This window comes from Mucilaginibacter pedocola (assembly GCF_002013915.1).
Taxonomy (GTDB): domain Bacteria; phylum Bacteroidota; class Bacteroidia; order Sphingobacteriales; family Sphingobacteriaceae; genus Mucilaginibacter; species Mucilaginibacter pedocola.
In genome coordinates this window covers 24,589-48,368 of record NZ_MBTF01000010.1, presented here as the reverse complement: position 1 = coordinate 48,368, position 23,780 = coordinate 24,589, and the positions used below count along the sequence as shown (strand labels likewise).

Below are 23,780 nucleotides of genomic sequence, written 5' to 3'. Positions count from 1 at the left end.
TATTTTAGTGCCCCGCTTTACTCAGGTTGTTATCGCGTAAGAGCAATTCATGCCCGTCTTTCAACTTTCCCTTGATCCGTTTTACCTTTTTGGAGAAAAGGCCTTTGGCCGTGTTGATGCCTGCAGTCGCCAGTTGCGCCGTCATGGACGGGTCCATCGACATCATATCCACCGTCTGGACACCGTTAACCATGCCATCTTTCAGGGCATCGCCCGTCACCGCCTCCGGCACACTGATCCCTTCCATACCGTCCGCCCGGTCATACACCGTCAGGTCCACCGGGATGATGTTCAGCCCGATGTGCAGCAATTTGATATTGATCTTTACCCGCTGGTTATAGACATCCCCACTTCCGTAGATCAATTGCCCTTTATTAAATAGCTGCCCGTTCAGGCGTATGCTATCCAGCAGCCGCATCCTGATTACCGTACCCTGCACGATTTTCTGATTGCCGTCAATTACCGCAGGTATCGCTTTAAATTGTTCAATGGCCTGTGGTGATGCTATAGCATTGTTTTTTTCGCGGACACGCTCCGGGTGCTGGACATCCAGCAACTTTTCCAGTAGTCCATTCATTTGTTTGAGTTCGGGATCTTCGCTAATGGCGGGAACACCTACCGAATTTTCAAAATTGTTTTTGGACGGTGCGTAAGCTGCGTTATTTGTCCTTGGAGTTTCAGCAGGTTTATTGATAGCCGCTTGTAATTCAGCAAGGCGTTTATTTAACAAGAGTTCCTTTGCCGCTGGCCCATGCTCATCATTGATGCCTGCCCCGCCAAATAGATCATCCTGGTGAGGGGAAAAAATACCACCGGGGTTAACGGCTTGTCCTGACGCAGAATCGGCCAGCCGTTTGGCGTACGGGTCTAACTGCTGCTCCTGTTTGAGTTTTGCAGAGTCCGCCGCGGCACGGTCGTAAAAACTCATTTTATCCAAAGCACGGTCATCTTTAAGCTTCGCATCCGGCAGGTGCGTATTGAAGCCGTGGTTATGGTTTCCGGCCTGCGTGTCTGCCAGCGCCTGGCCGCCGCCGAAAGTGCGGAAAAGCAGCGTGGCGAAAGCAAATACGATTAAGGGCAAGACTAGTAGGGCCTTGCGCTTACGCTCTTGTTGAAGGGTTGTTGTTTTCATGATCTTTATTTTTTGTTTTTGATTGCTGTTTAATGCACGGGTAAGGATTTCGCCCTTAGCGGTTGACCACTTTGATATCTGTATTTTCTAAAGTTGACCAGCGCTGGATGAGAAAACCGTGCGGGTTATTATCGCTCCTGCCTACGTTGCGCAGTTCACCGGAGGTGACCAGGCTGCGGGTAACCGTACTACTGGTGCGGATAATGCTTTGCGTCGCGTAGCATTTAAATGCGTAAGGGTAATTGCGCAGGTCTACGTTGATACTATCGATTTGCAGTTGCTGGCTGATGTTGCCGGAGATGATGTTGGCGTAGTAGCCGCTTTCACTCAGGTTATCATAGGCGCGTTTAGCGGTTTCATCAGCGAGGTAGAGTGCTTTGCCGAGGTTCGCTTTGTTTGCCTTTTCATCGGGTGACAGCGTAAAGAAAAGCTCGTGGAAAGCTTTGATATGGTCCCGAGCCTCTACGGCGACGTTATCCTTCCGGTCAGCGGCTACGGCATCCAGCACTTTGCCGTTGAACAGGATATACACGCGGCTTTGAATGGTGGCGATCAGGCGGTGGCTTTGGTACACGGTAAAACCGATGGCCAGGAAGGCGCAGGCGATGACGGCGATGGTGAAAGCGCGGACATGCTGAAAAGCCGTTTCGATGTTTTTGAGTTTTTTAAACATGGTTATTGGGATTTACCGGGCGAGCCTTTCAGCTTTTCCGTATTGTAAGTATTCTGCTGTATTTGTTTGGTGCTGCTTTGCTGATGGTTGGTTTGCGAACTGGAAGCAAAGGCGTTTTTCATTACCGAGCCGCTGATATAGGAAACCGCCATGGAAGCCATCGCCGAGGTTTTATTGAACAGCGCATGCCCGCCGACGTTCATGATATAGTTGGAAATACTGGGTACGGTGAAGTAACCCAGGATGCCGATAACCAGAAATATCAGGTAAGCGGTATTGGTATTGCCGAACTCATTGCCCTGCAGCTGCCCGCTCTGGGCGAGCGTGATCATGTTGACTTGGATTTGGGCGATGATCGCCCCGAAAATGTTGGCTACCGGCAGCCACATAAATACGTTTACATACCTCGCCAGCCATTGTTTGAGCGAATGCTGAAAGCCGTCAAAAATGCTTAGCCCGAAACAAAGTGGCCCCAGTATCTCCAGTACGATCAGTTTAAAGGTCCGGATGGTATCGATGCAAAGCGCCGCTGCCTGGAAAAGGACGTTCAGTACTTCAGCGATCCACTTACGGGCCATGTTTTTGATACTCCAGCCGGAAAAGGCATCGGAGATGGGATTTCCCGATGTGCCGTCCGGGTTGGCGTTATCCGGGTGGCTGTACTGGTACCATTTATCCGGGTCGGCATTTTGTTGCCCCGCTGGCAATGGGTCATCTTCATCCGGCCTGGAAGTCAGGTAGGCAATAGCGGCGTTTGACCGTTTGACCATATTTTCAGTAGAGGTGACCACCGGCTTCAGTATGCCGTTGATCAGCAGGATAACTGCCGGAAAGGCGACAATGGCAGCACCTTTGACAAAAGGCAGCAGCAAGGGTGTTACGTCCACGGGTTCGGCTGCGGCGATGTGTTTCCAGATCCTGGCACCGATAAACCACAGGGCAGCGAATCCGCCGATAGCACGGGACACGCCAATGATGCCCTCGCACATGGGCCTCATCTGGTCATGGATCTGCGAAAGCACGCCCTGCAGGCTGTGCAGGTCGTCAGCAACCCCTTCGGCGCGGGCAAGCTCTGGCAACAAGCTGGCGCAGACGGCCAGCATTGCAGTAATCAAAATATGTTTTTTCATCGTTAAGGGTTGATGCCGTAAAGGCTGTTGACATTCTGTTTATCCTGGGCATACCTTTCACGCAGGCGAACCGTTTGCCCGGCCTGTCCGTTGAATTTCCGCAGGTAACTCAGCTGGCTGCGGCTGTCTAAAAAGATACGGTCGATAGCAGCCAGCCTTTCCGCGTCGCTCATCCGCAGCTGGCTATCGCCCATTACCATGCTCAGCTTGTCCAGGTTTTTCAGGCTGGCGTCAACCAGTTGCTCATAAACTGCCGAGAGGTACTGCAATTCTTCCGGGGAGAACCTGCCGGAACTGTTAAACCGCTTCGCCGCGTTTTTGTACTCGCTGAACAGCGCGGCCTGGCCGTTGATGATATCCGCTACCCGCGGGTATTTGCGGACAGCCGGGCTGACGAGCAGCAAACCGTCCAAAAATGCCTGGTGCAGGGAGAAATTCCCCTGTGAAACATTTTTGACCGCGCCGTAACCTTTGCTGAGTATCTCGTAACCGGAGTACATTTGCGAAAGGACGCTTTTCAGCCCTGCCAGCTTTTGGTAATCCAATACCAGCTGCTCGATACAATCCGTGACGGACTGTGCCCTGCTGTTGAGCGGTGCCGACCAGGCGAATGCCAGGCCCAGCACGAGGGTCTTAAATTGCTTTTTCATGGATGGGGATTGCCGTAAAGTTTCCGGATTTGTTCGTTTTCCGCTTTGGCGCGCTGGCGGTTCTGCGCCAGCGAACGGCTTTTAGCCGCAAAAGAAGCGGCGAATGCGGCTTTGTCCTTCATGGCTGCATAGAGCTTATCCAGGCGGTCCAGCCGTTGCTGGTCGGTTAACTGTAATTTGCCCGGCGTAAGCAGTTCGTTCAGTTCCGCCATATCCTGGCCCGCCAGTTTCACCAGATTGGCGGCAACCTTTTCGAGATAGGCCAGTTCAGCGGGCTTCAATTGCTGTTGTTTTTTTTGCCAGCTGGTTTCCGAGTTCAAACGGTTGCTGAGTTCATTATACAAGCCGGTGATGGCTTTGCCTTTCGGGTTTTGCTGAACCACGGGGCTAACCTGTTCCAGCGAATTGAAATAACCGGTATGCAGCCCAAAAGTCCCGCCTTTCAATTCATCCGCAAGGTCGAGGCCTTTGTGCATGATGTTGTAGCCACCCTTCAGGGCAGCCAGATAAATATAGATCCCGCCCACCTGGACAGCCATCAGTTTTTCTTTTTTGCCCTGCTGCCCGAAAAGGTCGCCGAAGGAAAAAGATTGCGCTTTTGCGCCGCCTGCCGTTAGCCCGATGGTAAAGAGTATGGGCAATAAAAAAAGTTTTGTTTTCATATTGTATTGGATTTAAGGTGTCAATTAATGGCTTAGCCCGTATAGTTGCTGTACCCCGGAACGGTCCAGCGCATCCCTGGAGCGGGATAAACTGAGCAATACATTCTGCCGGTTGAACTGGCGCAAATGGTCGAGGTTCAGCTGGATGGCTTTTGCCGCTTCGTCGATCCGCAGCCAGCGGTCGGCATCATCCATTTGCGTTGTCAATGCAGTGACCGCTGTGTTGACGGCTTCGAGGTTTCGCAGGCTCTCCTGCAAAATGCCATCATAGATGCCGGCCATATAGCGGAGTTCACCTGCTGAAAAATGCGCGTCTTTACTGAACAATGCGCTGGCCCGCTGATATTCGGAGAGCAATTGTTTTTGCCGGGTGATCACCTCTTTGACCATCTGGTAATCCGCCAGCAGTTTTTTGACCTGCGCCAGTTCATTGTAATAACCGGCATACAGGTTCCGTTCTTTGTCCAGCCAGCCGTTAATATCCCGGAGGCTGTTTAGGTGCAGCGAATTTTCGATTTGCTGTTCCGCGTTTTGCAGGGCGATGGTTTTGTTCTGGATGCGCTGCACGCCCAGGTCAATGGCCACGATCACTTTTTTAATCAGCCCGGTAAAGGCGCCGGCTACCGGAACCTGCGCATTTGCACGTGGTGTTGCCAGTAGCAGAGCCAGCAGGCAGAGTGGGATGAGGATTTTCTTTTTCATGAGGCCGTTTTATTGCGTTTTTTCGGCAACCAAAGCGGTGATACCGGCTTCGATGCTGCCATGTTTCCGGGCGAACTCCTGCACCTGCACCCTTTCTTTGCCTTCGGTGGTAAAGGCGTAATATTCTTCGGGGCAGAGTTCATTTTTGTAAACTTTCATGATTTGCCCGCCGATATCGATGAAGATCTCCCGGTTATCTTTATTGACCGAGAGCAGGATGGTTTTGCCTTTGTCCGACAAGCCCAGGGTGTCCTGCAGCTTGTCAAATTTGCCCTGGAACTTGCGCATATCCATCAGGATTTTGATATCCGCGTTATTGATGATGGCATCTTTGATAATAGGTGAAGAAACCAGGTCCTCCAGTTCCTGGGTGATCACGATGGGGATACCGTTGAACTTTCGGATGGTTTTAAAGGCATAGCGCAGGAACTCGGCCATGCCGGATTTGGCGATGGCTTTCCAGGCCTCGTCTATGGTCAAAACTTTACGGACACCCGCCAGCTTGCGCATTTTGGAAATAAACAGTTCCATGATAATAAGCGTAACCACCGGGAAAAGTATGGGATGGTCCTTGATCTGGTCCAGTTCGAACACGATAAAGGGCTGGCTCAACAGGTCGAGGTTTTCACTGGCATTGAGCAGGTAATCGAACTCGCCGCCCTTGTAGTACGGGCGCAATACATACAGGAAATTATCCATATCAAAAGCACTATCCTTCACGCGGTGTGAAGCCAATACCCCGCGGTAGTCGCGCTCAAGGTACTCGTAGAAAGAATTGAAGCCGGGGAATACCGGGGCGTTTTGTGCCAAAAACTCGTAATAGCCTTGTAAGGCATTGGATAAAGCCACGTACTCTGCCCGGTTAAAGGTTTCGTTCTCGCCTTTCCACAACGATACGAGCAGGGCTTTTAAGCTTTCCTTTTTTTCGGTATCCAGCACATCGCCTTTGGACAGGTAGAAGGGGTTGAATTTGATGGGTTCGCTTTCGGTATAGGTAAAATAATAGCCCTTTACCGTATCGCATAAACCGAGGTAGCTGCCGCCGATATCCACCGTCACACAATGCGCTCCCTGGTCATAAAGTGAGCGAAGGATGTGGTTAACGGTCATAGATTTGCCACCGCCGGAAGTACCGCATACAAGGGTGCCCATATTGGAAGTGATGCCCTCGTGCCGGGGGGCATCAAAAAGGTCGGCGTAAACTGGCCGGCCGGAAAGGCGGTCGCAAAAACGGATGCCTTCAGATGGCTTTGCCGTTTTATAATTGCTTTCCAGGTTCAGGAAACAGGCCGCCTGTTCCGCAAAGGTGTCAAACGTATCATTGACCGGGAAGTCAGCGGCATTGCCGGGGATGCCGGCCCACCAGATTTGCGCAGCGCCGTCGGTTTCCGGTTTGGCGGAGGTATCCATCGCGGCTAAGGCGGATAAAACCTGGTTTCCTTTTATCGACAATTCTTCCCGGCCGCTTGACCACACCATTACATTGAAATGCGCCTTGACCGGCAAACGCTGCTGGCTGATGGCTTCATTCAAAAAATCATTCGTGGCATCGAGCGCAATGGCGTTTTCACGGGAATAAGCGGACAGGGATTGCAGGCGCAGCCTTTTCTTTTCCAGTTGCTTTAATGTCGCCTGCGCATCACCCACGAAAATGTATTGGTTATAAACGTGGCCGGTGTCCAGTAACAAGCCGAGCCTGGCGGCGAAGCTGACCGGGAATTTGGTTTGATCTGTGGAGTAAGCCTCGTACGTCAACCTGGAACCGCAGTGCGCGGACAGGCTTTCTGTATCGCCAAGGGTATAAATAGCGACATCGCGGTTGCCGATCTTTAAGGCATCGCCAAAGGTGATATCCTGGTATAGCTGTTGGCCGTCATTTTCTGCGAGGAAGCAATAACGCTCAATCAGCCCTGTGGTTTTCAGCTGGCTTTGCAGATCAGCAGCAGTTAGTTCCTTTACCGTCACCAGGCGGGTGTCCTCCAGCAGGCGTTTGAATTGGGTTGCCGTATCCCTGAATTCGCGCACGGCCTGTGCGCCCAGCATATCGCGGGGAATTAAGGCCGGGCGGATAAGATTGGAAAACAGGGAACTGGATGGCTTACGCCCCTGCGGCTTGCGGGTCAGGTAGACGATACAGTCATGCGCCAGGTATTCCCGCCCGCTAAAATAACGGCTGCTGGCTTCGCCCAAAAAGGTCGGGCGTTTAGCACCATCGGCAGGTTTGATTTTCTTTTTCAGGAACCAGTCCTGTTTATGCAGAACGCTGTCTTTCGGCAAAACCCGGATGGCCTTTACCCAGGCCTGGTGCAGGTTCTCGTAATCCTCATCGGATAAAGTAAAAACCTCCGGCAGGCTGATGCGGAAGGCGAGCGTAAACTCGCCCTGTTTGGACAGGATGGCATCGTTTTCAATGCCCAGAATCGGTAATATATCTTTCAGTTGTTTTTCCATCTCAAATCTCTTTCACGTTCACTGATTTGCCCCTTTAAAATCTCGGCCTTTTGCCTGGCCGCATGCGCCTGGTAATTTGCTCATGCTCGCGTTGCAGTTGTTCCCTGTTCTGTTGGATCAGCCGGGGTACCTGGGTTTCACTGAGCGGGATAATTTCTGCCTTCAATTCCTTTTTTATCGGATACCGGCGTAGCAGATCACGTTCTGCCATGCCATAAATACGCGCAGTTCCGACCGGATCAAGCCCAATCTCATTGGGGAGCCTGATCTTGATGATGCCATTCGGGAACTCTGTCAGTTTGGGATCCAGGGAAACCACTTGTTTCATGATGGGTTCGTAAAAACCTTCGTAATGCCAGCCGTCATCGGTTAGCTCTAATGACTTCAGGCTGATGGTCGGGAAGAAATATTGCGCGTGGCGCAGTTCCTGCAATCGCAGATCGACGATGAATTTTTCGCCGGCAATATCAATCTGAGGCAGGATCCCGTTTTGCCTTGCCCGTAAAGCATCCTGGTCAACCATGACATCGAAATCGGTCCTGCCTGCTAATTGCTCCGGGGTTAACCCGTATCTGGCAGCCATACCCTCGGGATCGAGTTCAAGCAGCGACGGAATAATATAGGGTTCTGCTTTTTCAGGGCCGGTTGCCGGAATTTTTTTTTGCTCATCCCAGGCCAGCAAATAGTGATCACCGAAATCGGTCATTTGATTGATAAATGATATTTCTTTCTCAGGCGCATCTGTTTGTCGTAGCACCTGTTTCTCAATATCCACCAAGTAAGTGATCTGATCGAAACTATAGATAACCGGTTCTCTTAATTTATTCATCGTTGTACCTCCTGATAGTTTAATTGCTGGAAAAAGCGACGGCCGTAGGATTTAAGGACGCGGGGGACGCGCTTGCGGGCCATGGCTTTCATGAGGCCATGTTCTCCGTATTTCCGGCTGAGCGCGAATATTTTGATACTGCCAAAGGCGGCTGCGGTGCCACAAATGCTAAAGCAAATGAGGGTGCCCGCGCCGGCAATATAGAGGCCGGCAAAGACGATCATCAAGCCAAGTACCAGGCCTGCGAAATACCAGATATACTGTGCCCGCAAACCGCGGAACTCGATGCTTTTATTAATGCCTTTGTTAATGCTATAGATACTGTTGTTCATATTGCTTTATCTTTTGCGGATATTCATTTATTAAATGTTAGCCCTCGAGGGAGAAATCAGGGTGGCAGGTAGCGCTCTACGCAGGCCAGGGTGTCGTGTATGGCTCCCCCATGGCTGAAAACGGCAAGCCTTTCGGAAACGAAGTGGCGTCCCTTGCCCATCACTACGGAGTGGTAACCGAAAGTGACGACGAGCCCCGTCGGTTTAAGATGCCGGACGATCTCATCCTTCAATTGGCGGAATGGGCTACATATCATACCCTGGTACAATTCCATGCTTTTGCGGAAAGCATAAGGCGGGTCGAGCAGTATACTATCAAATTTCTCACCATCATAGTTACGCAGGAAGTCCAATGCATCGAGGTGAAAATCAGCGGGCATCTCCGGGTTGAGGTCGTTGCGTATTTCATCAACCGCAAGTTTAGTCAGTCCGGCAAACAGGTTCAGTACGCGCCCTTCACAAACAGCTTCCACCCATTCACGGATTGGCCTCACCGAAAACGTATAGCGGTGCAGCGGGCAACGAATATGTTCAAAGTGCCTGATCATAATCGCACCCCTTTCGTTTTTCGGTAGCTTTCGTTTGGCCAGGGTTTGCTGCTGTTGCCCTCCTGTTGAGCAGATGCAATGCCCTGGGTTTTCCGGTAAGCCTGTTCCCCGGCAAGTGAAACCACAATGGCTTCCTCCAAGCTTGCTTTCTCCGGCTCTTTTTCGTTTTGGGTAGCAGGTAATGTGGGTACCGGGATTTCTGCCTGTTGCTGTACTTCCTGTTTTTCGCGGATCTTGCGGGCGATCTCTTTTTCGAGTACATTGAGTTCGCTTTTCATCGCCACCAGCTCCTTTTCCTTGTCAAATGGCTTGTCCAGCAATGCTTTTAATTGCGGGATCTGTATTTGCTGTTCCGATAACTCTTTGGTGTACTTTTCCAGCAGGCTATCCACCTTATCAATGGCATTGATAAAGTAGCGGGCAGCCAGTTTCGGGTTGTCGGTGTTGGGCACACCCGAACTGGCGGTATAATGGATGTTACTGCCGGGGCGTTCGGCATACAAAGTGTTATAATCGTTTTGAAACAGCTTACCTTCCAGCAGGCGCTGTTCCTGGGCATGTCGGATATATAATTTGAAGCCGTACAATTCGCCCAGTTCCTTAATGGCTGGTTCACCAGTATTGGGCTTCCAGGCCTGGTATTGCCGAATGAGGTAGTTGCCGATGGCTTTTGCGTCCGCACTGGCCACATCATTCAGTCTAACCGGATTGGCTTTGCTGCCATCTTTTTCCAGTTTCAATACCTTGTGGTAGGCCTCATAGTCACCGGCCACCCTTTTTAAGGCCGCGGAGGTTTTGACGGTTTCTTTTTCGAGTCCTTCCAGTGTATAGCGCGCTCGGGCGATCTCCCGGAAATGTGCCGTTTTCAAACTTTCAGTGACTGCGATCTTTTTCTCCAGCTTTGTTTTGTCGAGCAGCGAGGTATCGCCGGAAAGGATGGCGATGTATTCGGAAAAGTTCATCCCGCTTTTTTCGTCGATACTGCCTTCATCGATGGTGCGCACATTCAGTTCGCAGTTCTTCATCTGGCTGATAAAGGTTTGCTTATTTTTCAGCAGGTTGAATTTGTAATTGTCCAGCGATTGTTCTACCGCATAAATGAAATTTGTGACCTTATTGCCGTAATGGGATTTGGCCAGTTTATTCCCCTGGCGTGAGCCGCGCCCGTTACGCTGTTCCAGTTCACTCGGTTTCCAGGGAATATCCAAATGGTGCATGGCCACTACCCGTTCCTGCACGTTCAGGCCGGTTCCCGCTTTATCTGTACTGCCCATAAGGATGCGGATCTCTCCCCGGTTCATCTTTTTGAACAGTTCGGGCTTTTGTTTATCCGTCCATTGGTGGATAAAGGTGATATACTGCGGTGGTACATCCATATCCCGGACAAGCTTATTCTTCAGCGCATCATACAGGTTAAAGGCATCGGGTTTGGGGGTGCCGATATCGCAAAACACGATCTGTGTACCGCGCTGCGTGGTACTTTCCCGGTAGATCTCCGCGAGTTTCCGGGCACAGACATTTACTTTATAGTTGGGATGGTCCTCATACAAACTCGAATTGATCAAGCGCATGTCGGCCGCCATTTTTTTGGCGTAATTGGTGGCGATCAGCATCCTGCCTTTATCTTCATCCTCGGAAAGCGGCGGACGGCCGATCAACGTGGCATCGCCGTTTTTGGCAAATTCCATCAGCTTGCGGATAAAATCCTCCTGTTCCGGGGTGGGCTTGATATTGATAAGTTGCTCGACAAGGGAGGGTTTGTCCAGCGCAATATGCTTCGCCGTTTTATAATCTGTGATCTCGTTATAGAATAGGGCCAGTTCCGGCACTTTGATGAAATGGCGGAAGCGCTCTTTGGCGATGATCTCATTAGTGACCGAGAATTCGAAATCTGTGGTCTTTTTGGCAAAGACCGCCGCCCAGCCATCAAAGTTCTGGATGCACTGGCGCTCCATTTCTTTCGGGCGGAGGTATTTAAAGATCAAATACATCTCCGTAAGCGAATTGGATATTGGTGTGCCGCTCAGGAAAGTAACGCACAGGTCGCTGTTGAAACGCTCCTGCAGGGTGCGCACCGCGAAAAGCATGTTCAGCGCCTTTTGGCTGCCTTCCATATTGCCCAGCCCGGCCACGCGGTCATGGCGTGTAGTGAACGTCAGGTTTTTGAACTTATGGGATTCGTCCACGAAAAGGTGGTCGACGCCCATTTCCTTGAAATCGATGCCCTTGTCTTTTTTACCGGCAATATCCGCTTCCAGCCCTTTGAGTTTTGCCGTCAGGTTATTCTTGCGCACCTCCAGCCCTTTGAGCATCCGGCGGGATAATTTTCCGCCTTCCCGTTCCAGCGTGGCCAGGTCGGCTTCCACGTTATCCAGTTCTGCGGAAAATATCTGCTGCTGGATCTCCGGCGATTGCGGGATCTTGCCGAATTGGTCATGGGTCAGGATGATGCAATCCCAGTTGTTGTTTTTGATCTCATGAAATAGCCGCAGCCGCTTATCCGGTGTAAAATCATTTTCACCGGGTGCCAGTACCCTGGCGGCGGGATAAGCTTTTTTGTAGGTGTCGGCGATTTGTTTAACGTTCGCCTTTAGCGCGAGGATCATCGGTTTGTGGACGATTCCCAGCCGCTTCATTTCCTGCGCGGCGACGATCATGGTCAGGGTTTTGCCTAAGCCTACCTCATGGTCGATCAACGCGCCGCGGTTCTGCACGATGCGCCATGCGGCGTTTTTCTGGGAACTGTACAAGTCCTCTATACCCAGCGCTTTTTTGTCCAGTCCGGGAAACTTCTGGTGCCCGCCATCATATTCCCTTAGCACATAACAATTAAACGTGTCGTTGTATAATTTCTGGATAGCTTGTTTCTCATCTGCGGGTAAACCGCCCAGCCAGTCCACAAAGCCGGCACGGATCTGTTCGATCTTTTCATGTGCCAGCTGGATGGCTTCGTTATCGGGGTAACGTTTGATTTTTCCTTCTCCCAAATGCACCTCATAGCTGAAATAGGGCGAAGTGTTCTCAAGCGCGTGTTCCAGTAGAGTGTAGCCGTACGTTTTACGGACGCTTTCTTTGGGAGTAATGGCAAACTCCTGGCTGATCTTCAGGTTCGTGCCCTGTGTGCTCACCTTGAAACTGTCGGAAGCCTGCATAAAGTGGATGGTCACCGGCAGTTCAAAAAAGCTGCTGGCAAAGCGCTCGTAATACCCCATCGGGAACCAGCGCTCCCCCAAATTAAAATCCAGCAATTCGAATGGGATAGGTTCCGGCTGTATCCTGGTGATCTCCTGTAAGCTGTGCGCGATATGGATATCGTCCGGGTTTTCCTCCGCGGCCTGTTTGGCTGTTTCCAGCTTTTGCACCACGTTACCGGAAAGGTACTGGTCAATGGTTTCCCATTCATTGCCGGCGGGGTTCAGGCAGATATGGCTGCGGAGGTTAATGATCACTTCCTCATTGGTCAAGCCGGTGGCATGGGCAACAAACCCGGTGTCCACCCGGCCCTTTTCATTCAGGCAGCGGGCCAAGGCCGCTATAGGGTCATCAGTCGTAAATTCCGCCTGCGCATGGAAAATGGGATGTCCCAGGATATCAGCGGGCAGGTATTGCTCTCCTTCTTTGCGCTCCACTGAAGCCAGGGTTTTAAAGCCGAAGAGCTCATCCGCTAAGATAAGCCTGCGGTTAGCCGGGCGGTTAAGTTCCCCGTAACGCTGGATAAAGCTTTCGTAAGCTTTGTTTAAGGATGTTCTTAGGGCTGGATGAACAGTTTCAGTAGCCGCCTCGCTTACCGACAAAAGAAGGTATTGATCGCGGACGGGTATATATGCACCGTAAAACGCCGCGTCCGATTGGGTTTGCAGCGGGTTGAAGAGCGCCTGCGTGCGGCTTTCATTGAGCTGGCTGATCTTGCCTACCTTGCCATCCAGCATCACCCAGGTACCGGATTCATGAAAGTTCTGGAGCGCGGTAAAATAGCTTTCGGCGTTTTTGCCAAACCTGAAATGTTCTTTTAAGCTTTGGTCGCCGTGAAAACTGAAATCATGGTTGTACTGTTGTAGGGCAGGGGCTACTTTTTGCAGTTCCTGCGCGAAGCGGCTGCCGTTCATCCAGTTCTCGGGCAGTATTTGCTCCCGGAAGTTCGGGAAGAATTTATACAGGTATTGTTTGTTATCGCGCTGTTTGGCCGTGATTAGTACCAGCAGTTCATGCCCGGGACGGTCGGCGGTAGAAATACTTCCAAGCATGCGTGCGGTTGAGGGGATCACTACCGAAAGGTCTGGTTGGTACAGGTAGTCCATGGCGCGGTTGGCGCTTTCCGCAGGCCGGCTATCAAACAGGCCCAACTGCACACTAACGGTTTCCGTCTTTTTTTCAGGCATATCCCCATAGGTAAGCGAGGGCTTTTGCATGGGTTCGAATTCCGGTTTATCAGCTAACCCGGCCTGTGCCTGTTGAAAGGCCACGGCATTGAAATTTTCACTAAGCCCTGTGCGGATGTTTTCGCCCAGTTTTCCGGCGATCTGGCTGATATCGCCCTTTTGCCAGATCTCCTGGCGCGCTTTGCCATATTGGTTTTTGCCGGGGCGAACGGTATCACCCGCAATGGCACGGCCAACCTCTCCAAAAACATATACATTAATTGGATAGCTGCCAAATTCGTTGCTTTCACTACGGGTCTCGATGGCCAGCTTTTCAAATTCACTGAGCCATTTTTTGTGCACGTTCTTTTGCACGACCACCAGGTGGCTTGGCGCCTCGGTATTGGCGCTGTCCTTCATCAGGTTATCTGGCATGGCTGTGATGCTGACCAAGTCGGCGCGTTCGAACAGGTAGGTACGGGCTTCCCGGTTGGAAGGGGTATTCAGGAATGCATCAGTAGTTAGAAATGCCATCAGGCCGCCGTCGGCCAGCTTGTCCAGCCCTTTGGCGAAAAAGTAATTGTGGATGCTGCCAGCAATTTCGGGAGCACGATGATCGGGGTCGAACACTTTAAATGCGCCAAAGGGAATATTGCTGGCAATCAGGTCGTATTGCCCGTTTTCCTTATTGGAGGTTTCTTCCAGCCCTTTAATCTGCACGCTTGTACTGGCCGGGTAAGTGGAAGCCAGGGCCGTTAATATTTTACCGGTGAGGATATCTTTTTCCACAGCATGGACTTGCTGTAGCCCGGGAAACGCATTAAAGGCTTCATCGATGAAAATTCCGGCACCGCTGCTGGGTTCGTACAAGCGTTTGGGGTTGATGCCCTGTTCCTTCAGTGCGGCGTATAAAACCTGCGGTACGACCTCTGGCGTATAATAGGCGGTGAGTACGCTATCGCGCATGGATTGCAGGGCTTCCCGGTAACCGGGTTCGTCCAAATGGTTTTTCAGCATTTGGTGTAGCTCCATCATAGACGGGTACAGCTGCAGGTCGGCTTTGGAGGCATTGCGTTTTTCCCATTCCTTTTTCTCGCCGGCCGGAAACATGACAGCCTTTAGTCCGCCGAACCCGGCATAGCTGCGGAGAGAGGCAATATCATCCGGTGACAAGGTATCGCCCGGCTGGTATGCCAGCGCGATGCGGATGGCTTCGATATTGCCGCGGAGTTTATGGAGGGAGTTGAACGCCATGGCTGTTTAGTTTTCGGTGGACTGGTTTTCGAGGTATTCGGCAATCATGCCGGTAACGGCATTGCGCAGGGCGGGTAGTTCTTCGTGGTCTTCGCCGAAGCCGAATACTTCGAAAATGGGTTCGCAGGCTCCGATGAGGTTGATCAGCTCGTAGGTTAGGATACCGCTGCGGTTCATTTGCTGGTAGGCCTTGGGGAACTCAGCTTCCAGCAATTCGCGCATCCAGCTGAAGCGCGAGGGGCGAAGGTCCCGGGTGAGTTCTTCGAGGCACAGGGCTTCGATAACATATGAAGGCCGGTTTTCTTTTTGAAGGCCTTCGATCAGTCCGCTGATGGAATCCACCTTGCTGCCCAAATAGTGGCTCAGGCGGTGTTCTTCCTGCAGGGCGATGAGCAGGTCGGTATGGTGCTGGATCATATAGCTGTGCAGTTTGCCGATGAGTAGCGTTTTCATAGCCGTTGGTTTAGATGCCGAAGAATGATTTGATAATGGTGGCTACAACCACCAGGAAAATGCAGGAGCCGAACCACGCGGCGGCTACTTTAGAAGTGTCCTGGTCACCGGCGTTCCATTTGGAATAGACCTTGACGGCCCCGATGAGGCCAAGTATGGCGCCGATTGCGTACATCAGGTTGGTTCCGCTTTCAAAATAACTGCGCACCTGTGTGGTCGCCTCCTGTATGCCGGCGTTGCCATCCTGGCTGTGGGCAGCGAGGGTTAAGCTGGCAAATAAAGCGGCCAGTCCGCATGATTTCAGGGATTTGCCCCACGTTTTCCTTCTGTTCGTTTTCATAATTATTGTATTTATTCATTATGGATTTATGCCTCAAATTGTCCTTTCCTGATCTTTCGGGCATGGGTTTCCCTTACCCGCTCCCGGTATTTGCGGGAGGGGCGGGAACTGGCTGCAACCGTAACCCACCGGATGGTAATGGCTCTTCAGCACCGGGCCGGGGCAGCAATACTTTGGTTTCAGGCTCCCCCTTAATGCCCCGCAGGCAGCGGGGCAGGGGAAAGGGCACGGCGCACTAAGCACTCCACCACTTACCTACTTCACTTTCGCTGAGTAGTGCCGTGCCGGTCTTTTCGCATTCTGTGATGATGAGGGCGGTGATATTTTGTTGTTCGGAGGCAGGGAGAGCATCGAGGCCCTCCAGGATCGTTTTTAACTGGGAGGCCAGTTTATCGGGTGCATAGGGCTGGCCTGCGGCTTTTTTAATGCATGCTATAAGGATTTGAGAAAGTTCCTGGGCTTCGATGCTTAGGCTCTGCGGTTGCGGGATGGTTTCTTCCGGAATGGACGTAGAAACCGATTCGCTGTTTTCAGGAGGTGCTTCGCCTGAATAACGTAAGGCGGCCGGCAGGCTGCGGCTGTCATCTTTGTGCCCTGTCAGTTTGTGGGCCAGGGCTAGTATGTCGGCGCGGTAATATTTCCAGCCGATAAAGGCATAATAAGCAATCAAGAGCAGGGCTAAGGTTCCCAGGTAAGCGCTCCAACTGATGTGATTAAATAGATGATTCATTTTATTTCGTTTTGTTGCTACAAAGTTGCCGGGAAACGCATTGCGCATAAAGTCCAATTTATTGTGGTATCTTAGTTGGGCCTTTGTACCCCATTGACTTATAGGTAAATAGAGTTGGAATAGTGGGGGGGAGGCGAAGAGCTTGGCCAGTCGAGCGCCCGCAAATTAGGCGTGCACGGGTAAATCTGGTCGCGCTAAATGCAATTACAAGCAATCGATGAACCGAGAGAAATAAAGTATACCAAAACCTGTCTTTACAGCTTTTATAAGTAGATATTAAGAAATAAAAAAAAACCTTAGCCTTTTTCTAAGATGCTTTAATAGCATATGCGCTCACCCGTTCCACCCAACTGGCTTTTGCAGCTCCGCTGAAAGCGGTTGTCGACTCTTACGAAATGCGCGGTGGCTTCTCTGCCTTTTAAAATTACCTCAAGAATAAAAGAATACCGCAAGGATTACAGCCATTTTTATTGGCGTTGGTGAACGAAGTAGCTGCGACGATCTCACAGATGCCCATGAGATACATTGGAACATCCATTTATGGGCAGCATTATGTCATAGTAATCAGTATCACCGGGGAAAGAAACAAAAGACGGACAATCGATGCAGAATACCAGATCCGGAACGTTAGCACTTTTTCTATTTCCTTACCTTATTATAAGGCTTTTCTGATAATGGAAATTTTGTCACGGACAGGACTTGATCCTGTTCCAATGGGCAGCATTCTGAGCACAAGCCACCGATAAATCTTATCAATGAACAAGGTACTGAATGAAGTTCTCAAAAACGCGGTCACCGAACGAGACATTGCAGCATCGAAGAACCTTAACGCGCCATTTTCAACAGAACGGCAAAGTCAGTTGCATGTTGAGTGGTGATACGATCATCCGCTAGTGCATTGACCATATCATCCCGTTTACGATCTGGAAAAACAACGACCTATGGAATCTGTTGCTGGCACGGTCCGAGCTCAATAATCAAAAGCGGGACAAGATCCCGAGCCCAACACTTATTGAGAACCGCAGGGAACTCATCACCCATTACTGGGGCGTCATCCACAAGCACAGCCAATTGCGTTTTCAGAAAGAATTACAGGTCGCTTTGCTGGGCTACGAATCGCCGGATAACTGGCATGGACCAGCCATCGAACAACTGACAAAGAATTATGATCACCTGATCAACACGCGGGGATTTGAAGCATGGAATAGTTAAAAAAGTAGCCGTCATTAGATATGTTTAAAAATCGGACAGCCGTGTTATCGAGAGAAAGGATTACAAGCTGAACTTTTTGACCATCGTCTGCAGGATGATAAAAATATATAACTTGCTCATCTGAAGTTTTGATTAATTCAAAAGGCCAAATAATGTGCAAATTCAGTTTATCGAACATGCACATTATCTGGCCTTTTGTGAGGTGTGAAATGAATAAACACCTTTTCTTACAATCTATTTTTTGTGAAGTTGTAAGCTGTAACGCTAATCAGCAACACAGCAACCTTTTTAATCTTAGAATGCTAGTTAAAACAAGAGGGAATAATTAGCAGGTCTATGATCAATGTCTAAATCATTGTGACCGACGTAATTAAATGATTTAAGATCAGGGACAGCTTTACGCTGAACTCCTCTTAAATTGGCATAAGCAGGTACACGGCCAGATCCGGCATCCTGAACGGCCCTTACAAAATTATTAAAGCCCATGATTAGCGGAAAAACTTTCTTAGGTGCGATTTGAGCCATATCGAACATATCCGGTCCAAGTGGTTTTTCAGCCTCCAGCGCATAGGTTATCAATTCCTTATTTTCAACTTCAGCAGCAAAATGCTTCGCAGCTTCCAAATAAGCGTTATAACCATCAGTTGCCTTGAACCGGCAGCTTTCATAATAATTGATAAGGTCGAGCAGTAGCGGGTTACTGTACTCATTTTTTAAGCCGGGAATTTTCATCATAACAATTCTTAAATATCCGTATAAATATTTTAAACACACAAAAAAAACAATAGTTTAATCGCAGTTTAATTTCCGGCGGCGTGCTTTTGTTGTCGTATCGGAATTCAAGCTGCAAAAATACAAAATTTATTAGCTATTTCATTGTAAAAAAAGCCATTGAATGTCGGAACGCTAGTTAAACCAAAACCTTTCGGCGACCCAGAACGGTATGATTTGATTCAGAAAACGTAAACGCTTGAAGCGTTCAAATTCTGCCAGATCCAAGATACCCTTTTCCGCCTGATCTTCCCACTCCATAAAAAAAACGTGTCGAAAAACGTTGAACGAATTGTCCGCTCGTCTTGCAATTCCATTGAGCACCTTTTTTAGGTCACAGGGTTTTTCGTATGCAATAGAGAAACTCTCTTCAACCAGCAGATCAAGCGTTATAAATCTGATGTGGCTGACGTTTTCGTCGGAATTAAGCAGTGCGATCAACTCGTTTTTGAACTCTTGATTGAGGTATCGTTCCCGAAATGGATTTTGCCCAACAGCGAATATGCAAAGTTCCCGCTTACCGTCTGTACGTTCCAAAGCGTACCACTGTTCGTGCACATTTTTTTTGCCTGTTATCAACCGCAATTCATTATCAAGAATCATCCTTGACTGATCGCGCTTTAAATAATGCAAAAGCTGAACCTTGGTACCTTTTGCAATTAACCGTTCTACCTCTCTGCGTCTTTCAGTGGTTAAGGTACATAAACCAATCTTTTTCAATGGAGGATGATTCCAAAGTTCTTCTTGCCAACTCTCATGATCTGGCAAGGGATTATAACCATATCGATGTTGCAAGATCTCCCGTTTGCTGATGTTGATATTCAATATCGAAAACCAGCTCTTTTCATAACGTTGCTCCCGTGCCTGCCCGAGTTCCAAAAAACAGCCTGTCTTGAGATGCAGGGTGGTGTTTAATAAGCGCTCGGTCGCCGTATCGATCGGCACATGTTCATGGCCGGTCAAAAAAACATCTGATTTTGACAACAGGTCATTCAATAAAAATGAGCTACAAGTGCTGTCATTTTTATCATGACTGTATGATTCATCATAATGCAACCAATTTTTGGGGTGGTGCATACTTGTAAGCACAAAGTAATCTGGATATTTTTGCAATAAAGCGTCGAGTTTTTCCTGCTTAAGCAATTGTATGCCGGAAATCTGGTTAGCATAGTCGGCTAACTGATCACGTGTTTTAAGCCATTCAATGATCTGCGCAGCCGTAATCTCTTTTCCTTTATAATCCTTTCTGATTACTTCCAAAATCTGATCGGCATACAGATCGTTAAAACCACCTCCCATAGAATACCAGGCGCTGTTCAGCAATATAAAAATCATTTGCCGGCGTCGGTCTACGACATAACCGTATAACCCTTCCGCTGCGTATTCACTTGAATATACTAACCCTCCGTCACCCGTAAGCGCATAGGCCTCTTTGTAGGGGCCACTACGAGCCTCCGTAAGAAACTGACTGTATCCATTAAATAAACGCCTGAAATTATCTTCATATTTCAGCAAAAACTCCGGCCTTGTCAACTGCTTTGAAATTTCACCGGATTTGTGGTCTTTCCCTGTCACATTCGTGATGAAATCGGCAAGGAAATCGTTGGATTCGCGATTCACGTCATGATTCCCAGGCAAGGTTAACACACGAGGTAAAGGATTTCCGGTTTGACGCATCTTTTCCAGTAGCGGATGAAGTAACAACTTGTTGAGCTGAACATAATCTCCATACTTGCCAAAGCTGCCGAGATCACCACTCAATAAAATATAATCGATCGGAACGTCCGGTAAGTGTTGCTCCATGACACAGTCAAGAAATTGGTTCAGGAACTTTTGATATGAAGCCACCGATGCTAAATCCTTATATTTTTCTGCGTAATGCAGGTCGCTGATCCACAGTAATTTGATATTAGTCTCCCCGATCATGCTTTGGAATTTTGACGTTAAATTTAGATTGGATAAATCCTTTTTTTCGAACCAATGCGTAGTGCCATAGATCGGTCAGAACTCTTGTACTCATTTTAAGATATCTGCCTTGTTTATCTGTGCTGTCAAAAAAAAGTCCCCCTGTCTGATCGACCGTGTAGAGATTATTACTTTCTGTGCTTTGCATAAATGCTGACATCGGTCGGCCTGTTTGCCAGTTGCGCCGGAGCATGTCTATCGACGATCCGTTCATTCGGAAAATATTTTTTAAATGATCCCACATATACCATTCAAGATACAAAAGGCTGTTCTTAGGGACACCGCTTTCCGCTGTCATACCAGCGCTCAACCGCTCAAAGGCATAGTGACGTTTTGCTATCAAATTGGCATAGGTTTGCGGCATGATGTCTAATTCATATTTACCCTTCAACCGTTCTGTAAAATGAAAAGCCGCTTCGTGATCCATCTCGGGTATATCGCACTCCCGGTCCGAACGGCGCATCATGTCATTCAATCTGGACTGCAGGTAGTTCATCAATTCAAAGCTGATCTTCTGCCTATCCAGGAAATCAATAAACTGGCGTACTGATGTGTCTATTTGTTGATAGTAGCGATCCCAGTAGGCATCCAGTTCCGGCAAGGGACAAGTTAGTGCTGGCATATCTTCGCCAACCTTATTAAACAACCGGCGAATAAATAAAATCCTGAATAGCTCTTTTTGAAAATGTAGCTCGCTTAACATACCAAGCTCGTCGTACAATGAAGAATTTTGGAAGTTATAGGTCCAGAACCAATAATAAAACAATTCGAAATCAGCACGATACGTCCAGGCAAACCGCATTGTATCGTTTATGAAATACTGGAAATTGATCAACTTTCTTTGCTCCATATCGCGAAGCACCGCGTTAAAGCGGTAAAGCTCTGCTTTATCCTTTTCAAATTTGAGGTAGATATCCTTTAAATGCTGATCCTCAAAGATCACCGTATTCAGAATCTCTTTGGAAAATGTGGCGAAAACAAACTCCGGAGAAGTCAGGTGATTAATATAATAATTGATGGAATTGTTATTCGATACCGTATCCTTCATGCTTATTTGTACAATCGGGCCATAGCTGTACTTGGGATCGTAAATCAAGTTGCCCATCTCGTAAGCAAGTACGCTGTAGGTTGACAAAAGTTGTTGTATAGAGCTGTTGAAATCCAGGTCGAAATCATTAATATCTTCAAACTGATAGTTGTTGAGCATACGAATGCTGAATCCCTCTTGAAATATCGTGATCATTTTCATCAGCAGATCTTCCAGAATATGATAGCCTTCAAAACCCTTATAAGTTTCAGGATAGGTCATCCGGTTCTGAAAAGCATTGTAGCTTTCACGAATGGCCGTTTTTAGTTGATCGACAAATATGGTAAAGTCCATTAGGTAAGGAAACAAGATCAAATCCTGAATCCCATTATTATAATTGGAGAATAATTTCAGTATTTTAGAACGTATCTGTCTGGAGATCTTTAAGGCTTTAAGCTGGTCGTCAATCTTGCGTACCGCGTTAATTGTCTCAGCAAACATCGGCATAATTTCCTGCATGCTCTTTTTGGGAAACTCGTCTCCATATGTCGGATTTTTTCGCTCGAAATATACTCTCGTTTTAACCTTACTTACATGCTGAAAGAGCTGCGTATCCTCATTCATGATCAGCTTGATCAGCTTGATGTTTTTTACGGGATCTTCAAAATGTGTCGTGAGACAATAATCGCTGCTTCCCAGCATTAAAAACTGTTCCAATTCACCAAAAAGTTCTTTACCCAGCTCGTCGCTTTTAAAAAGCGAATTTAACAGATGAAGATGCCCGGGCTTTACCCGCCACTCTAGGGCTGTCCTGAGTTTCTGCTCACTCTGCTTCAACTGTGCTAAATAATGTGGATCGTCTGCCAAATCAGAATGCAAGCCGAAATAGGTGTGCGTATCTGCGAAAATATTTGCATCAAGAAAATCAATCTTCCTGCTATCCGGAAAAAAAAGCGGATAAAGGCTGTTGGATATTAACTCGCTTGTATCTTCTTCAAGGTCTGCAAGGGTTAGGCGGCGTATTGACTGTAGCAACCCTGAAATATCATCCGGACTGTCTGCAAAAAGCAAAAGGGAAATTTCGAACCAAGAGAAAGAATGCGTCCGAAGATACTCTACAGAACAGTTGTTCTTTTCGTTATATAACGAAATCAACTGAGCAATTTTACGATTGACGGCTTCCAGGAAAACAGCGCCGTTTCCGATCAGGATTTCATTATTCAGCTTTAGATTGCTAATGCCACAGAAGAACTTCCTAACCGGATCTTCTGGTTTTAGGTGATCGTAAAAGAAATCAGTCAGTTTTTGATCGTTCTCCCTTGCAATCCCTGTGAAAGTTTGAAAAGTATGTGTCCCGAATACGTTTCTACCATGTTTGTTCCTCAACTTAGCACTTCGGGGTTCAAAAAGTCGCTGAGCAAATTTGAAATTATCGATCAACGCAATGTATGCGATGTCATAATTTCCTAAGATAAAATAGCTAAGCGGCTGGTAAAAAATTGGCACATGATTTTTTTTGTAATGCTCCTGTTCGTCTTCCGACTTATTAAAAAATTTCACGGATTCTTCGCGATAACGACCGTAAAAATCATCCTTTACACTGCGATGGAAATTTGTTTCTTGTCCTTGGGGAAAGGTGGCAAGTACTACGTGTAAGCTATATGAACTATAATCAGCCGTTGTGTCGGACATTGGATAGGTTTAAGGTTCCAATGCTAAGATATATTTTTGAATAAAAATTAACAATTTATTCATAATTTTTTATCGGCAGGGATTAGGACAAAAACCGCTGCTTGCCGTCATCTTTTAATTAAGCTAAGATAATTTACATACGCTTCAGGGCGCGCTCATTAAATAACCTCTCAGATAAAATTGTCTCTCAAGATTTAATTTTGACAAATACACTTACAGAAATTTAAACTCAATAGGAGCAGAACAAGGTTGAAATGATATAGCAATAATATAGCACTTTAACATATTAAAAATCAATTCGAAGTAATTTGGAGATTTTCAATCTTTTACGAAAATTTGCTTTAATCCTACCCCTAAAGAAACGCTTGTAGCCGGGAATGGCAGCCCTGCGGAAGCGTCACCGCCATCCCCGGAATCAAGCAACCGAAACCGCCATGCCGCCTGTTTTGATTGAAATGGAGAAAGTGGCGGCACGGCGCACACCCACAATTTACCATGCAGCGAACTCATATCTGCAAAGGCTGGTAAGCCCTCACCTCCAAGTCCAATCCTCCGAATTGTTATTCGATCGTCGGCTTAATAATTGCATACTCCGCCCTTTGTTAAGGTCGGGGAGGTATGGCAATAGTTTTTTTTAAAGGAGGTGTGGCAGGTGAAGATCCAAATTCTGTGTGCGTTGAATGATGTAACTTTATTCAGAAAGCAACTTTCATCGCTTGGTACTGGGGATAGATAAGAGTTTTCGATTCCGGTAAAAGGCTGTTGTCCTCAAACTAATAATACTCCAATGGCGAGTTGATGGATTAAGTTATCTGCTAGTTGACCGAGAAATATCGACTTTATGTTATGCTTGGGCATTGCAACCTATT

The 23,780-nt window shown here is 48.2% G+C and carries 18 protein-coding genes; 1 reads left to right on the top strand and 17 read right to left on the bottom strand.

The window, feature by feature from the left end; all coding sequences use genetic code 11:
• Positions 1-4: 4 nt before the first annotated feature.
• The 14 genes from BC343_RS11810 to BC343_RS11745 all read right to left on the bottom strand — a co-directional run bounded on the left by BC343_RS11810 (position 5) and on the right by BC343_RS11745 (position 16,292).
• Positions 5-1,132 carry a conjugative transposon protein TraM gene (locus tag BC343_RS11810; protein WP_078347994.1) on the bottom strand — a complete coding sequence of 376 codons (1,128 nt, stop codon included), beginning with the start codon at positions 1,130-1,132 and terminating at the stop codon, positions 5-7.
• A gap of 55 nt (positions 1,133-1,187) precedes the next feature.
• Positions 1,188-1,805: a conjugative transposon protein TraK gene (gene traK / locus BC343_RS11805; RefSeq protein WP_078347993.1), complete on the bottom strand. Its 618-nt coding sequence runs from the start codon at positions 1,803-1,805 to the stop codon at positions 1,188-1,190.
• Between the two features lie 2 nt (positions 1,806-1,807).
• Positions 1,808-2,935, bottom strand: coding sequence for a conjugative transposon protein TraJ (gene traJ, locus BC343_RS11800; RefSeq protein ID WP_078347992.1), 1,128 nt, complete (start codon positions 2,933-2,935; stop codon positions 1,808-1,810).
• Positions 2,936-2,937: 2 nt separating this feature from the next.
• Positions 2,938-3,585: a hypothetical protein gene (locus BC343_RS11795; RefSeq protein WP_078347991.1), complete on the bottom strand. Its 648-nt coding sequence runs from the start codon at positions 3,583-3,585 to the stop codon at positions 2,938-2,940.
• Complete coding sequence (locus BC343_RS11790) at positions 3,582-4,247, bottom strand: hypothetical protein (protein WP_078347990.1); 666 nt, start codon at positions 4,245-4,247, stop codon at positions 3,582-3,584. The genes BC343_RS11795 and BC343_RS11790 overlap by 4 nt, the downstream gene beginning before the upstream one ends.
• Before the next feature lie 24 nt (positions 4,248-4,271).
• Positions 4,272-4,949, bottom strand: coding sequence for a conjugal transfer protein TraI (locus BC343_RS11785; protein ID WP_078347989.1), 678 nt, complete (start codon positions 4,947-4,949; stop codon positions 4,272-4,274).
• Positions 4,950-4,958: 9 nt separating this feature from the next.
• Positions 4,959-7,400, bottom strand: coding sequence for a TraG family conjugative transposon ATPase (locus BC343_RS11780; protein WP_078347988.1), 2,442 nt, complete (start codon positions 7,398-7,400; stop codon positions 4,959-4,961).
• A gap of 34 nt (positions 7,401-7,434) precedes the next feature.
• Positions 7,435-8,229, bottom strand: a complete 795-nt coding sequence (locus tag BC343_RS11775) for a hypothetical protein (RefSeq protein WP_078347987.1) — start codon at positions 8,227-8,229, stop codon at positions 7,435-7,437.
• A complete protein-coding gene (locus BC343_RS11770) occupies positions 8,226-8,561 on the bottom strand; it encodes a DUF4133 domain-containing protein (protein WP_078347986.1) in 336 nt (111 codons plus the stop codon). Before BC343_RS11770 ends, BC343_RS11775 begins: the two co-directional genes overlap by 4 nt.
• Positions 8,562-8,617: 56 nt before the next feature.
• Positions 8,618-9,109, bottom strand: coding sequence for a hypothetical protein (locus BC343_RS11765; protein ID WP_238381765.1), 492 nt, complete (start codon positions 9,107-9,109; stop codon positions 8,618-8,620).
• Entirely contained in the window at positions 9,106-14,721 is a 5,616-nt protein-coding gene (locus BC343_RS11760) for a helicase-related protein (protein ID WP_078347985.1), read from the bottom strand. The genes BC343_RS11765 and BC343_RS11760 overlap by 4 nt, the downstream gene beginning before the upstream one ends.
• Positions 14,722-14,727: 6 nt before the next feature.
• A complete protein-coding gene (locus tag BC343_RS11755) occupies positions 14,728-15,174 on the bottom strand; it encodes a hypothetical protein (protein ID WP_078347984.1) in 447 nt (148 codons plus the stop codon).
• Between the two features lie 10 nt (positions 15,175-15,184).
• On the bottom strand, positions 15,185-15,514 hold the full coding sequence (locus tag BC343_RS11750) for a DUF4134 domain-containing protein (protein ID WP_078347983.1): 330 nt from the start codon (positions 15,512-15,514) through the stop codon (positions 15,185-15,187).
• A gap of 235 nt (positions 15,515-15,749) precedes the next feature.
• The gene (locus BC343_RS11745; protein WP_078347982.1) at positions 15,750-16,292 is read right to left on the bottom strand and encodes a hypothetical protein; all 543 of its coding nucleotides are present in this window, start codon (positions 16,290-16,292) and stop codon (positions 15,750-15,752) included.
• A gap of 849 nt (positions 16,293-17,141) precedes the next feature.
• Here BC343_RS11745 and BC343_RS11740 point away from each other — a divergent pair.
• Positions 17,142-17,456 (top strand): HNH endonuclease domain-containing protein, encoded by a 315-nt coding sequence (locus tag BC343_RS11740; RefSeq protein WP_078347981.1) that lies wholly within the window; start codon positions 17,142-17,144, stop codon positions 17,454-17,456.
• A 306-nt stretch (positions 17,457-17,762) separates the two neighbouring features.
• On the opposite strand, the gene BC343_RS11735 is transcribed toward BC343_RS11740, so the two are convergent.
• The 3 genes from BC343_RS11735 to BC343_RS11725 all read right to left on the bottom strand — a co-directional run bounded on the left by BC343_RS11735 (position 17,763) and on the right by BC343_RS11725 (position 22,911).
• A complete protein-coding gene (locus tag BC343_RS11735; protein WP_078347980.1) occupies positions 17,763-18,191 on the bottom strand; it encodes a hypothetical protein in 429 nt (142 codons plus the stop codon).
• A gap of 171 nt (positions 18,192-18,362) precedes the next feature.
• The gene (locus BC343_RS11730; RefSeq protein ID WP_078347979.1) at positions 18,363-20,153 is read right to left on the bottom strand and encodes a metallophosphoesterase family protein; all 1,791 of its coding nucleotides are present in this window, start codon (positions 20,151-20,153) and stop codon (positions 18,363-18,365) included.
• Entirely contained in the window at positions 20,137-22,911 is a 2,775-nt protein-coding gene (locus BC343_RS11725; RefSeq protein ID WP_078347978.1) for a hypothetical protein, read from the bottom strand. The genes BC343_RS11730 and BC343_RS11725 overlap by 17 nt, the downstream gene beginning before the upstream one ends.
• Positions 22,912-23,780: the final 869 nt, after the last annotated feature.

Excerpts from the sequence above, each read along its gene's own strand:
- BC343_RS11810 (WP_078347994.1), bottom strand. The coding sequence starts at position 1,132 with ATGAAAACAACAACCCTTCAACAAGAGCGTAAGCGCAAGGCCCTACTA.
- traK (WP_078347993.1), bottom strand. The coding sequence starts at position 1,805 with ATGTTTAAAAAACTCAAAAACATCGAAACGGCTTTTCAGCATGTCCGC.
- traJ (WP_078347992.1), bottom strand. The coding sequence starts at position 2,935 with ATGAAAAAACATATTTTGATTACTGCAATGCTGGCCGTCTGCGCCAGC.
- BC343_RS11795 (WP_078347991.1), bottom strand. The coding sequence starts at position 3,585 with ATGAAAAAGCAATTTAAGACCCTCGTGCTGGGCCTGGCATTCGCCTGG.
- BC343_RS11790 (WP_078347990.1), bottom strand. The coding sequence starts at position 4,247 with ATGAAAACAAAACTTTTTTTATTGCCCATACTCTTTACCATCGGGCTA.
- BC343_RS11785 (WP_078347989.1), bottom strand. The coding sequence starts at position 4,949 with ATGAAAAAGAAAATCCTCATCCCACTCTGCCTGCTGGCTCTGCTACTG.
- BC343_RS11780 (WP_078347988.1), bottom strand. The coding sequence starts at position 7,400 with ATGGAAAAACAACTGAAAGATATATTACCGATTCTGGGCATTGAAAAC.
- BC343_RS11775 (WP_078347987.1), bottom strand. The coding sequence starts at position 8,229 with ATGAATAAATTAAGAGAACCGGTTATCTATAGTTTCGATCAGATCACT.
- BC343_RS11770 (WP_078347986.1), bottom strand. The coding sequence starts at position 8,561 with ATGAACAACAGTATCTATAGCATTAACAAAGGCATTAATAAAAGCATC.
- BC343_RS11765 (WP_238381765.1), bottom strand. The coding sequence starts at position 9,109 with ATGATCAGGCACTTTGAACATATTCGTTGCCCGCTGCACCGCTATACG.
- BC343_RS11760 (WP_078347985.1), bottom strand. The coding sequence starts at position 14,721 with ATGGCGTTCAACTCCCTCCATAAACTCCGCGGCAATATCGAAGCCATC.
- BC343_RS11755 (WP_078347984.1), bottom strand. The coding sequence starts at position 15,174 with ATGAAAACGCTACTCATCGGCAAACTGCACAGCTATATGATCCAGCAC.
- BC343_RS11750 (WP_078347983.1), bottom strand. The coding sequence starts at position 15,514 with ATGAAAACGAACAGAAGGAAAACGTGGGGCAAATCCCTGAAATCATGC.
- BC343_RS11745 (WP_078347982.1), bottom strand. The coding sequence starts at position 16,292 with ATGCGCAATGCGTTTCCCGGCAACTTTGTAGCAACAAAACGAAATAAA.
- BC343_RS11735 (WP_078347980.1), bottom strand. The coding sequence starts at position 18,191 with ATGATGAAAATTCCCGGCTTAAAAAATGAGTACAGTAACCCGCTACTG.
- BC343_RS11730 (WP_078347979.1), bottom strand. The coding sequence starts at position 20,153 with ATGATCGGGGAGACTAATATCAAATTACTGTGGATCAGCGACCTGCAT.
- BC343_RS11725 (WP_078347978.1), bottom strand. The coding sequence starts at position 22,911 with ATGTCCGACACAACGGCTGATTATAGTTCATATAGCTTACACGTAGTA.